We start from the raw sequence: 11,966 nt of genomic DNA on the forward strand, positions 1-11,966 counted from the left end.
GGTATAGAAACTCTCTTTCCTGTCTATGATAATGCTAGATTCAGGGAAGGAGCAGAGCAAATGAAAAAAGCGACAATCAGACAAGTTCTATTAATCACGGACGGCTGCTCCAATCAGGGCGAAGATCCGATTGCAATGGCCGCTCTTGCAAGGGAACATGGACTTGTTGTCAACGTCATTGGTGTTCTGGACCGTTTTGACAGCGAGGACAGCAGAGGATCTCAGGAAATTGAGGGCATTGCGCGTGCCGGGGGAGGGATCAGCCGTATTGTACAGACCCGGCAGCTTGTTCAGACTGTCCAGATGGTCACGAAACAGGCCATGACACAGACGATTCAGGGTGTTGTCAATCAAGAGCTGCAGGAAATCCTCGGGGATTCAGGGACGATGGAGGATCTGCCTCCCGAAAAAAGAGGAAAAGTCATGGAAGTTGTGGAAGAACTGGGTGAAACGGTCAGTCTTGAGGTGTGCCTGCTTGTAGATACAAGTGCGAGTATGAAGATGAAACTGCCGACGGTGCGGGAAGCCCTGACCGACCTGTCACTGAGCCTTTCAGCACGTATGGGAGCAAATCAATTCTGTCTTTATTTATTTCCCGGGAAAAGAAAAGTGGTCAATAAGGTCATTTCCTGGACGCCCCAGCTGGATCATATCGAAAAAGTTTTCGACAAAATCACTACTCACGGTATCACGCCGACGGGACCGGCTATTAAAGAGGCGATGAAAAGTTTCAACGTCCTGTCGAAGAAGAATCAATTATTCCGTGACGAACTGTATGACGATGGACCGCGCTGACCTGAATTTTACAGCGGGTACCCGCATGATCGGAAAATGGCACGGGAAGACTTATCATTTGCTTCGAAAATTGGGCAGTGGAGCACAGGGCACGGTTTATCTGGCTGTTTCCGGGAAGCAGAAGAAGGTTGCTGTGAAACTGGCCAGGGATCGAGCTTCCCTGATTTCTGAGATCAATGTACTGAAAACGTTTCAGAGTTTTCCGGGAACGCCACCGGGGCCGGAACTGTATGACAGCGATGACTGGGTGATACCGGGGAGAGAGACGATCGCTTTCTGCGTCATGGAATATTTATCGGGTGAACCTCTGGACAGGGCATTAAAAAGGAAATCCTTTGAATGGGTGACGGTTTTTCTTGTTCAACTGCTTGGCCAGCTTCAGAACCTGCACAGCCGCGGTTATATATTTGGAGATCTCAAGCCGGAAAATCTGATATTGACTGATCCCGGTTACTCGCTCCGCTGTCTCGATTTCGGAGGAGCCACACGTCTGGGGCGGTCAGTCAGGGAATATACTGAGTTTTATGATCGCGGTTATTGGGGCCTCGGCACCCGCAAAGCGGATCCCGGTTACGACCTATTTGCCTGCGCCATGATCATGATTTACGCTGCCCTCGGCCGGCGAATAAACAGAAACGGGCAGCCGGATCGACAGCTTTTCAGGCTTATAGAAAGTAACCCGAAGCTGTTTCCGTTTAAAAAAGTTCTTTATTCCGCGTTGAACAGCCGATATGATTCAGCCGGCCGGATGCGAAGTGAGCTGATGCAGCAAATAATGGAGATCAGCCGTGCCGGGCAGCCGCGGAAGCTGCAGAGAAAAAAGAAGGAGAGTCCGGCAGGTGAATGGATCAGTGCGGGATTTTCTGCCGCTTTAATGGTGACAATTTATGTGATTTGTGTCATTCTGTACGTATTATAAGTGATCAGCAAAACATGAGAAAACGACGGAATGAGGAGTACACGGCATCATGGATGTACAGGAAAGTGTGACACAATTTATACGTGCCCGTCATCTGATCGCGCCCGGTGAAAGTCTGGTCGCCGGAGTCAGTGGCGGTGCGGATTCCATGGCTTTGCTCTGTTATCTTTTGAGCAGAAGAAAAGCCTGGTCGCTCCGGCTGGCCGTCTGTTCTGTCGACCATGGACTCAGAGGTGCAGCGAGCCGGGCGGATCTTGAATATGTGGCTGCTTTTTGCCGGGAAAACGGTATTATTTTCCGTGGGAAAACAGTCGATGTCCGTTCATACAGCCAGAGGAAAAGATTAAGTACGGAAGCCGCGGCACGGGCACTCAGATACCGGGCCTTTGCCGAAGTGATCCGCGAATTTCACGCAGACGCGCTCGTCCTTGCCCATCATGGAGACGATCAGGTGGAGACCATGCTGATGCGTGCCGTCAGGGGGAGTGCGGGAAGAGCACGGGCCGGCATACCTGTCCGCCGGCCATTTGCCGGAGCAGAGATTATCCGTCCTTTTCTGACGCAGACGAAGGCAGGACTGGAAGCTTACTGCAGAGAAAAGGGCATTCACCCGCGGTACGATACGACCAATGAGTCGGAACATCATACAAGAAACCGGTTCAGGAAGCATGTGCTTCCCTTTCTGAAAAGGGAAAATCCACTGGTACACCTGAAATTTCAATATGAGAGCGAATGTATATCAGAGGATGAAACCTATCTGAACCAACAGGCTGCAGCGCATCTTCAGAAAGTCATTCTTCAGAAGTCGGATGACTCCATAAAACTGTCCATTCCTGTTTTACTGTCGTTGCCATCTCCTTTACAAAGGAGGCTAATTCATCTAATATTAAATTACCTTTACATGAACCAGCATAGTAAGCCATTGCATCAATCTATACATATTGAGCATTTACTTCAGCTGCTGCGTTCCAGTCAGCCTTCGGGCAGCACTTATTTTCCTCATCAGCTTACTGCGAGAAAATCTTACACGACCTGTTTGGTCGGTCTTATCCCTCCTGTCAAGGAGGATAGTTATGAGACTGTTCTGAATATTCCCGGACGAACAGAAATTCCGGCGGGAACGATCCGTGCACAATTTCTCAATCAGGAGCAGTACGGGAAAAGTGTGCCGGGACCTGCAGATATGATTCTGAACTGGTCAGAGAGCGATGCTCCACTGACCGCCCGGTCCCCGCGCCAGGGAGATCGTATGATTCCCAATGGGATGGAGCATGCTCAGAAAGTCCGGCGGATCTTTATTAATGAAAAGATTGATCGAAGGCAGCGTTCGATTTGGCCGCTGGTCGTTGACGGGAAGGGTTCCATAATCTGGATGCCCTTACTGAAACGGGCAAGGGATCTGGAGCCTGGAACTCCCGGAAACAGGAAAAGATATCTGAAGCTGACTTTTGTACCGGCTGAAGATTTTGGGAGGACAGATGGATGAAGGAAGATGTCAGGGAAATATTAATTACAGAAGAGGAAATCCAGAAAAAAGTGCATGAGTTCGGCGAGATGCTCTCAAAAGAATATGAGGGACGTTTTCCGCTTGTCGTCGGTGTACTTAAAGGTGCTCTTCCTTTTATGGCGGATCTGATGAAGCACATGCCCATACAGATTGAGATTGATTTTATGGATGTATCCAGCTATGGTAATTCCACGGTCTCTTCAGGTGAAGTCAAGATTCTTAAGGACCTTGATACATCGGTGGAGAATCGTGACATTCTCATCGTAGAGGATATAATAGACAGCGGCCTGACGCTGAGCTATCTGGTGAAACTGTTTAAAACAAGAAAGGCGAAAAGCATAAAAATAGTGACGCTCCTGGACAAGCCATCAGGCAGAAAAAATAATATCAGGCCCGATTTATCCGGATTTACCGTCCCCGATGCCTTTTTGGTCGGCTACGGGCTCGACTATGCGGAAAAGTACCGCAATCTTCCTTTTATTGGTATTTTGAAACCGGAAATTTATAAATCCGTGAATGAGTGACAGATGTTCCGCCACGAGAAAGTTGACTGACCCTTCCAGATTGCCGGTTCATTTCGGGAGGGCCGCGGGACATTTTCGAAAAAGTTTAATTTGTTGAGGGAAATTATCGGTCTGTGGTACTATTATCTATGGTTTGGTTAGAGCGGGAGGAGGTAAGGCATGAATCGACTTTTTAAGAATATCCTGATATACTTATTTATTTTCGTCGTGATCATTGGCATTGTCAGCTGGCTGACAGGGTCCAACAAAAGCGTAAAGCCGATGACTTTCACCGCCCTCCAGCAGAATCTTGCGGACGGCAATGTGGAACGTGCAACACTGCAGCCTGAAGGCAGTGTTTATTCAGTAACCGGCCGCCTGAAAAGTTATGATGAAAATACAACTTTTAAGGCTTATATTCCGGCAAGCGAAAAAGCGGTTAACCAGATTACTGATATGGTGAAAACCAATCTCGATGTAAAACCGGAGGAACGGACGAACGGGTGGATTACTCTGGCCACCTCGCTGCTTCCTCTGATCATTATCTTTTTCCTGATCTTTTTCATGCTGAATCAGGCGCAGGGCGGCGGCGGCCGTGTCATGAATTTTGGAAAAAGTAAAGCAAAACTTTATTCACAGGATAAGAAGAAAGTCACTTTTAAAGATGTTGCGGGTGCAGATGAAGAAAAACAGGAACTGGTGGAGATCGTTGATTTTCTGAAGGATCCGAGAAAATTTGTTGCCCTGGGCGCACGAATTCCCAAAGGGGTCTTGCTTGAGGGACCTCCGGGGACTGGTAAAACATTACTTGCAAGAGCCGTTGCCGGTGAATCCGGCGTGCCGTTCTTCTCAATCAGCGGTTCGGATTTTGTGGAAATGTTCGTCGGGGTCGGTGCTTCCCGTGTCCGTGACCTTTTTGAACAGGCGAAGAAGAATTCGCCCTGTATCATTTTCATCGATGAAATTGATGCCGTGGGCCGTCAAAGAGGTGCCGGGCTTGGCGGCGGGCATGATGAACGCGAACAGACACTGAACCAGCTGCTTGTTGAAATGGATGGATTTGGTGCTAATGAGGGCATTATTATTATTGCAGCAACTAACCGTCCGGATATTCTTGACCCTGCACTTCTGCGTCCGGGCCGTTTCGACCGTCAGATACCGGTCGGGCGTCCGGATTTAAGAGGCCGGGAAGCCGTGCTGCATGTACATGCACGGAATAAACCACTGGCAAAAGATATTGATTTAAAAACAGTGGCCAGAATGACCCCTGGATTTTCCGGTGCCGATCTGGAAAACCTGCTTAATGAGGCAGCCCTTGTTGCCGCAAGGGCAAATAAGAAAGTCATCAATATGGAAGATATCGATGAAGCGGTTGAACGCGTCATCGCCGGTGTGGCTAAAAAATCCCGCGTCATTTCCAAAAAGGAACAGAGGATTGTGGCCTATCATGAATCCGGCCATACCATTATCGGTCTTGCCCTGAACGGCGCGGATGAAGTGCATAAAGTCACGGTTATTCCGCGTGGTCAGGCAGGCGGATATACCGTATCCCTGCCGAAAGAAGACCGGGGCATGCTCACGAAACCGGAACTTCTGGAAAAAATATGCGGTCTGCTCGGCGGCCGTGTGGCTGAAGAGGTCACTTTCGGTGAAGTATCGACAGGGGCAAGTAATGACCTGCAGCGTGTGTCCAATCTGGCCCGCCGTATGGTGACCGAATTTGGCATGAGTGAGAAACTTGGTCCGATGCAGTTCGGAAATAATAACAACGGTCAGATCTTCCTCGGACGTGACCTGCAGAACGACCAGAATTACAGCGACACCATTGCTTTTGAGATTGACTCTGAAGTGCAGCAAATCATCAAGGAACAGCATGAGCGCTGCAAACGGCTGCTTACTGAGCATCGTGATCAACTCGAAAGTATTGCCCAGAATCTGCTTAAATATGAGACGCTGGATGAAGGTCAGATTAAATCGCTGTATGAAACAGGTAAATACATCGAGCCGAGCAAGAACCGTTATGCTTCTCAGGATGAAGACCAGGAAAAGACAAAGCCCGATAAAAGCTCTGAATCCACAGACCCTGGGGATGGGGATATGAAAGTGAATATTCATTCCCGTGATCAGGAGACGCCGGACAAGAACAAACCGAGAAAGACAGACGCTCCGGATACTCCGGATGATAAGAAGATTTGATCGGGGATAATGGAAAATAAGATAAAGAGGGCATTTCCAAACAGGAGGTGCCTTCTTTTTTTTAGAAAGCGAAGAATGATACGGATGCGGGGTGGAGAAAATGCTTTTTGTATGTGATGTGGGTAATACAAATATCGTTATGGGCGCTTTTAATGAGGGTGAACTGATCAATCACTGGAGAATTTCAACACATACGGAGAAAACGGAAGATGAGTTTGCCATGCTCATAAACAATATGCTTCAATACAGCGGACTTTCTTTTCAGGATTTTGACGGCGTGGCCGTATCAACGGTCGTTCCATCGGTGTTGTTTGCTCTGGAACGCCTGTGTGAAAAGTATTTTCACCTCACCCCTTTGATCGTCGGGCCGGGGATAAAAACAGGATTGAATCTGAAATATGAGAATCCAAGGGAGATTGGTGCCGATCTGATTGTCAATGCAGTTGCCGCTGTTCATGATTATCAGGCCCCTATGATTGTCATTGATTTTGGCACAGCGACCACTTACTCCTATATTGATGAACATGCCAATTATATCGGTGGTGCTATTGCACCCGGGATTAATATTTCGACAGAAGCTCTGTATCAAAAGGCATCAAAACTGCCAAGAATAGAAATTGCCAAGCCGCCGCATATTGTCGGGCGAAATACCGTTCATGCGATGCAATCCGGCGTCCTGTTCGGTTATGTCGGGCAGGTTGAAGGTATTGTTTCACGGATGAAAATGCAGGCGAAAAAGAAGCCTGTCGTTATTGCTACAGGTGGATTGTGCACCCTGATCTCCGGTGAGACGAAGGTGATTGATCATGTAGACAAGCTGCTGACTCTCAGGGGCCTTAATTTTATTTATCAGCGCAATCGTCAGATGGAAAGGGGTTCATAAGATGAGCGATTATTTGATTAAAGCGCTGGCCTGTAAGGGTAGATTACGGGTCATGACCACAGTGACGACAGATACCGTCCGGGAGGCGCAACATCGTCACGGCACATGGCCGACCGCATCGGCAGCGCTCGGAAGAACGATAACGGCAACCCTGTTGATGGGGGCCCAAATGAAAGGTGATGAAAAACTGACAGTCACTATTCAGGGGGGCGGTCCGATCGGTGTCATTGTCGCCGATGCAGACACCGCCGGTAACGTCCGGGGGTATGTGACCAATCCCAGGGTCCACTTCGAACTGAATCCGCACGGCAAACTGGATGTGGCCCGGGCAGTTGGTAAAAATGGATTTCTGAGCGTCGTCAGGGATCTGGGTCTTAAAGATAATTTTACAGGACGTGTTCCGATGGTGTCCGGTGAAATCAGTGAGGATTTTACATACTATTTCGCCCGTTCAGAACAGATACCTTCCGCAGTCGGAGCAGGTGTCCTTGTCAATCCGGATCATACCGTCCGGGCATCCGGCGGCTTCCTGATCCAGGTTCTCCCCGGGGCAGAGGATCATGTGATCACTCAGGTTGAGGATCGGCTGAAGGTAATTCCCCCCATATCGAAACGGATTGACAGTGGCCGAACGCCGGAAGATCTTCTGCAGGATCTTTTCCCTGAAAAAGACTACAAAATTCTTGAAAAGATGCCGGTCAGATTCCATTGTGACTGTTCTAAAGAAAAGTTCGGTACCTCCATAGCCCACCTGGGTGAAGCGGAGATCAGGCAAATGATTGAAGAGGATCATGGAGCGGATGCGACATGCCGGTTCTGCCAGAACAGTTATCACTACACCGAAGCAGAATTAAAAGCCATGCTTCACCCCAGCCAGGGATGAAAAAATGATTTCTTATTCAACTTATATCTAATTAGTTGACCTCACGGTGCAGGGTTGATAATATAGTATATAAATCATACATGATTACTACGAATTTAGGACAAGGGAGAGAGATAAAGATGACTGTAGCTAACTCAGTAACAGAACTGATTGGAAATACGCCTGTCGTACGTTTAAACCACCTGACCGGGGAAAATGACGCTGAATTATATGCCAAACTCGAATACTTCAATCCCGGAAGCAGTGTGAAAGATCGTATTGCTCTGTCGATGATTGAAGCTGCCGAAAGGGATGGCAAACTGAAGCCGAATGATACCATTATCGAACCAACAAGCGGGAATACCGGAATTGGTCTGGCACTTGTAGCTGCAGTCAAAGGGTACCGGGCTATCCTCGTGATGCCTGAGACGATGAGTATCGAACGGCGTAAGCTGTTTAAGGCTTATGGAGCAGAAGTGATCCTTACACCGGGTGCCCAGGCGATCAAGGGATCTATTGCCAGGGCTCAGGAACTGGCTCAGGAAAAAGGCTATTTTCTGCCGCAGCAATTCAAGAATCCGGCAAATCCTGAAGTGCATTACCGGACAACAGGCAAGGAGCTGGCTGAGGCCTTTGATTCACTGGATGCTTTCGTTGCCGGTGTAGGTACCGGAGGAACATTAAGCGGTGCAGGTAAAGCGCTGAAAGAGCGGTTTAAAGACATTAAGGTCTATGCTGTTGAGCCGAAAGATTCGGCTATTTTGAATGGCGGCAAGGGCGGACCGCATAAAATTCAGGGTATTGGTACAGGATTTGTTCCGGATACTCTGGATACGAAGGTCTATGATGAAGTCATTGATGTCTCCAATGAACAGGCGTTCGAGTACGCCCGTCAGGCCGGAAGAAAAGAAGGCGTTCTGGCGGGTATCTCAGGAGGCGCTGCGATCTATGCCGGCATTCAGGTAGCAAAGAAACTCGGTAAGGGTAAAAAAGTTGTAGTTATCGTACCGGATAATGGAGAAAGATATCTGAGTACACCGCTTTATCAGACCGAGGATTAACTGACATTTGCTGAAAAAGCGAAAAAATACGGGGGAGGACAGAAACGATCATCTGTCCCCCCCGTTTTCTCTGTCCGGTGCCGGATAACGTATGAGAGAGAAGTCTGTGCTATACTGTTTTTATCGGATCAGGGCCGTGCATGAGAGGCTCTGTCGGGATGGCAAGTTGCGCGTTTACACTCCGGATTTGTGGACGAAGAAATAAGAAGGAGTTCGATTTGATGATTAAGGACGGGCAATGGGGAAGGAGAATACGGGCATTCCGTAAACTGAAGGGATACACTCAGACAGCGCTGGCAAAAGAACTTGGTATTTCTCTGACGCTGCTGGGAGAAATTGAAAGGGAAAACAGAGTGCCTGAGGCTGAACTGATTCAGCGAATATGTGATAAACTTGGCGTAACGGTTTCTGAAATGAAAGAGTTATAAGAGGTGGACGGATGTTTAAATTGGACGAGTTGAATTGAAAAACAGGGTAGTTCTCTCTCCGATGGCAGGAGCACGCAACGCTTTTTCCGCCTGATTGCCGGGCGTTTTGGTATCGGCCTGGTCTGTGCAGAAAGGGTAGCCGGCCACGGCATGATCCATTATAATAAAAGGACGATGAACAGGCTCTTTGTTCACCAACTGAGGGAGAGCATCCGGCTGTTCTCGAAATGCGTAAACATGCGGCCTGGCATGTTAAGGGATTACGGAGCGGTAACGAAGTCGGGAAAAAGATCAATGTCTGCAATACTGCCGGGGAATTCCGCGAACTGCTGGAAACATACGTCCGGGAATCTGCACTTGTCGGACAAAGTTGACAGTATTTCTTAAATTCTCTATAATTCGGATAGATAACAGACTGCCGGTGTTCGCTGGCAGTTTTCTTTATGAATCGGGAATATGACGCGACGGGACGAATCTGCGGGTAATGGATCCGGCGGGAAGTCATTTTCTAATCCGCATCAGAAATCATGACATGACACGAGAATCGACTGGAGGTTGAATAACATATGAGTCAGGAAGTGGATCTGACTGATCAGCTTCAGGCCAGACGGGAAAAGCTGAAGATTTTAATTGAAAAAGGGATTAATCCCTTTGGCGGACGATTTGAACGGACGCATAATACGGAAAAAATCCACAAACTTTACGATACTTTCAGCGAAGAAGAGCTGGAGGAAAAAGCAGTACATGTTGTCACTGCCGGCAGGCTGATGGCAAAAAGGCGTAAAGGAAAAGCAGGATTTGCAGATATCAGAGATTTCGAAGGGAAAATACAGCTTTATATCCGTAAGGACAATGTCGGTGATGAGCAATATGATCTTTTTAAACATATAGACATCGGTGATTTTGTAGGGGTTGAGGGAACGGTATTTAAAACCCGCGTCGGTGAACTTTCAGTTAAGGTAACCCATTTCTCCATCCTGACTAAATCGCTGCGCCCGCTTCCGGACAAGTTTCACGGACTGAAGGATGTTGAACAGCGCTACCGTCAGAGATATCTGGATCTGATTGTCAATCCGGATGTAAGAAAGACCTTTGTACTCAGAAGTAAAATTGTTCAGACTATCCGTGATTATCTGAACGAACTGGATTATCTCGAAGTAGAGACGCCGACGATGCACGACATACCGGGCGGAGCGGCAGCAAGGCCCTTTGTTACACACCATAATGCACTGAATATGGATCTGTATATGCGGATTGCCATTGAACTGCATTTAAAGCGACTGATCATCGGCGGATTTGAAAAGGTGTATGAAATTGGCCGTGTTTACCGCAACGAGGGTATTGATACAAAACATAATCCGGAGTTTACCATGCTTGAGCTCTATGCCGCATATGATGATCTTCGTGATATCATGACACTGACGGAGAATTTGATATCGTCAGTTGCCAGTAGAGTACTTGGCAGCACAGTCATTACTTATGAAGGTCACGAGATAGACCTTAAGCCAAAATGGCGGAGAGTGCACATGGTCGATGCAATCAAAGAAGCAACCGGTGTAGATCTCTGGCCGAAGATGTCAGATGAAGAGGCACGCAGACTGGCTGCAGATAATGGTGTCAAGGTTCAGGAAAACATGACTTATGGACATGTAGTCAATGAATTCTTTGAACAGAAAGTAGAAAACACACTCGTTCAGCCAACCTTTGTTTTTGGTCATCCGATTGTGATCTCGCCCCTTGCGAAAAAGGATCCGAAAGATCAGCGTTTCAGTGACCGCTTTGAGTTGTATATTGTTGGTCGTGAATACGCGAATGCCTTCAGTGAACTGAACGATCCGATTGATCAGCGTCATCGTTTTGAAGATCAGATGCGTGACCGCAAAGCCGGCCTTGATGAAACACAGGTTATTGATGAGGATTTCCTGGAAGCAATGGAGTATGGTATGCCGCCGACCGGTGGTCTCGGGATAGGTATCGACCGTCTGGTTATGCTGCTGACCGATTCATCATCAATCCGTGATGTACTGCTTTTCCCTCTAATGAGAAAGCGTGAGGATAAGTAAGCAGGAAATACAAAAAGATTGAAACAGGTATCGCCTTCTTACAGGTGTGCTTCAGCACCCGGGAGGCGATTTCTTTATACATTCAAAAGCATAAAATGATTAGGGGGTAAAGGTTCAGAAAAACTAAGCCACTTGCAGTTCCTGCGTCTGCCCGCTGTTCCCGCAGGAATTTTCCACATCTTTCGCTCCAATCAACATATGAAGCGTAAACATCACTTAAGGGGGGATGGAATAATCTGTGTCCTTTGCAGGGATTCATTGCGGCTTTATTGACAAAACAGAAAAATACTGATAATATTTTACTGTTGCTGATAAGTCATAAGCGACCATAATTTGGTTATTGACTTTTTTCGGTACGCTCTTTAAAATAGATTAAGTTGTCGTTGGAGAGCTCGTGTCTGTTTATGAAAAAAGTAATTGTTGATTTGCTGTTGACAATCACTTTGCTTGTTGGTAAAATAGACGAGTCGCTCAAAGAGGACAACATGGAATGTTCCTTGAAAACTGAACAAAAGCCAAGCGTGATTTAAGGGGTTTATCCCCTGATCAATTCAATTTGCTATGGATCTTATGAACGAAAAAAGTCTGACCCGGATGCCGAAAGGGATCCGGAAGAAGCAATACTTTTTTGGAGAGTTTGATCCTGGCTCAGGACGAACGCTGGCGGCGTGCCTAATACATGCAAGTCGTGCGCACAGAGGAGAGCTTGCTCCCTGAGGTGAGCGGCGGATGGGTGAGTAACACGTGGG

11 protein-coding genes and 1 rRNA gene are annotated in these 11,966 nt (G+C 47.6%); all 12 read left to right on the top strand.

Annotation, left to right across the window (positions count from 1 at the left end; all coding sequences use genetic code 11):
* Positions 1 to 60: 60 nt before the first annotated feature.
* The gene (locus EWH91_RS10365) at positions 61 to 795 is read left to right on the top strand and encodes a vWA domain-containing protein (RefSeq protein ID WP_129929971.1); all 735 of its coding nucleotides are present in this window, start codon (positions 61 to 63) and stop codon (positions 793 to 795) included.
* 25 nt (positions 796 to 820) lie between these two features.
* Positions 821 to 1,714 (top strand): serine/threonine protein kinase, encoded by an 894-nt coding sequence (locus EWH91_RS10370; RefSeq protein ID WP_240697336.1) that lies wholly within the window; start codon positions 821 to 823, stop codon positions 1,712 to 1,714.
* Between the two features lie 49 nt (positions 1,715 to 1,763).
* Positions 1,764 to 3,200, top strand: a complete 1,437-nt coding sequence (tilS, locus tag EWH91_RS10375; protein ID WP_129929972.1) for a tRNA lysidine(34) synthetase TilS — start codon at positions 1,764 to 1,766, stop codon at positions 3,198 to 3,200.
* Positions 3,197 to 3,745 carry a hypoxanthine phosphoribosyltransferase gene (gene hpt / locus EWH91_RS10380; protein ID WP_129929973.1) on the top strand — a complete coding sequence of 183 codons (549 nt, stop codon included), beginning with the start codon at positions 3,197 to 3,199 and terminating at the stop codon, positions 3,743 to 3,745. Before tilS ends, hpt begins: the two co-directional genes overlap by 4 nt.
* Before the next feature lie 159 nt (positions 3,746 to 3,904).
* Positions 3,905 to 5,920 (top strand): ATP-dependent zinc metalloprotease FtsH, encoded by a 2,016-nt coding sequence (gene ftsH, locus EWH91_RS10385; protein WP_129929974.1) that lies wholly within the window; start codon positions 3,905 to 3,907, stop codon positions 5,918 to 5,920.
* Positions 5,921 to 6,020: 100 nt separating this feature from the next.
* On the top strand, positions 6,021 to 6,803 hold the full coding sequence (locus tag EWH91_RS10390) for a type III pantothenate kinase (RefSeq protein ID WP_129929975.1): 783 nt from the start codon (positions 6,021 to 6,023) through the stop codon (positions 6,801 to 6,803).
* Between the two features lies 1 nt (position 6,804).
* On the top strand, positions 6,805 to 7,686 hold the full coding sequence (hslO, locus tag EWH91_RS10395; RefSeq protein ID WP_129929976.1) for an Hsp33 family molecular chaperone HslO: 882 nt from the start codon (positions 6,805 to 6,807) through the stop codon (positions 7,684 to 7,686).
* Positions 7,687 to 7,805: 119 nt separating this feature from the next.
* On the top strand, positions 7,806 to 8,726 hold the full coding sequence (gene cysK / locus EWH91_RS10400; protein ID WP_129929977.1) for a cysteine synthase A: 921 nt from the start codon (positions 7,806 to 7,808) through the stop codon (positions 8,724 to 8,726).
* 224 nt (positions 8,727 to 8,950) lie between these two features.
* Positions 8,951 to 9,154 carry a helix-turn-helix domain-containing protein gene (locus EWH91_RS10405; RefSeq protein ID WP_129929986.1) on the top strand — a complete coding sequence of 68 codons (204 nt, stop codon included), beginning with the start codon at positions 8,951 to 8,953 and terminating at the stop codon, positions 9,152 to 9,154.
* Positions 9,155 to 9,381: 227 nt separating this feature from the next.
* Positions 9,382 to 9,528, top strand: coding sequence for a hypothetical protein (locus EWH91_RS14495; RefSeq protein ID WP_165364306.1), 147 nt, complete (start codon positions 9,382 to 9,384; stop codon positions 9,526 to 9,528).
* 192 nt (positions 9,529 to 9,720) lie between these two features.
* A complete protein-coding gene (gene lysS, locus EWH91_RS10410) occupies positions 9,721 to 11,217 on the top strand; it encodes a lysine--tRNA ligase (protein WP_129929978.1) in 1,497 nt (498 codons plus the stop codon).
* A gap of 625 nt (positions 11,218 to 11,842) precedes the next feature.
* A 16S ribosomal RNA gene (locus EWH91_RS10415) occupies positions 11,843 to 11,966 on the top strand; the annotation flags it as partial.

This window comes from Sporolactobacillus sp. THM19-2 (genome assembly GCF_004153195.1).
GTDB lineage: Bacteria > Bacillota > Bacilli > Bacillales > Sporolactobacillaceae > Sporolactobacillus.

Coding starts and splice junctions, on each gene's coding strand:
- EWH91_RS10365 (WP_129929971.1), top strand. CDS start 61: ATGAAAAAAGCGACAATCAGACAAGTTCTATTAATCACGGACGGCTGC.
- EWH91_RS10370 (WP_240697336.1), top strand. CDS start 821: ATGATCGGAAAATGGCACGGGAAGACTTATCATTTGCTTCGAAAATTG.
- tilS (WP_129929972.1), top strand. CDS start 1,764: ATGGATGTACAGGAAAGTGTGACACAATTTATACGTGCCCGTCATCTG.
- hpt (WP_129929973.1), top strand. CDS start 3,197: ATGAAGGAAGATGTCAGGGAAATATTAATTACAGAAGAGGAAATCCAG.
- ftsH (WP_129929974.1), top strand. CDS start 3,905: ATGAATCGACTTTTTAAGAATATCCTGATATACTTATTTATTTTCGTC.
- EWH91_RS10390 (WP_129929975.1), top strand. CDS start 6,021: ATGCTTTTTGTATGTGATGTGGGTAATACAAATATCGTTATGGGCGCT.
- hslO (WP_129929976.1), top strand. CDS start 6,805: ATGAGCGATTATTTGATTAAAGCGCTGGCCTGTAAGGGTAGATTACGG.
- cysK (WP_129929977.1), top strand. CDS start 7,806: ATGACTGTAGCTAACTCAGTAACAGAACTGATTGGAAATACGCCTGTC.
- EWH91_RS14495 (WP_165364306.1), top strand. CDS start 9,382: ATGCGTAAACATGCGGCCTGGCATGTTAAGGGATTACGGAGCGGTAAC.
- lysS (WP_129929978.1), top strand. CDS start 9,721: ATGAGTCAGGAAGTGGATCTGACTGATCAGCTTCAGGCCAGACGGGAA.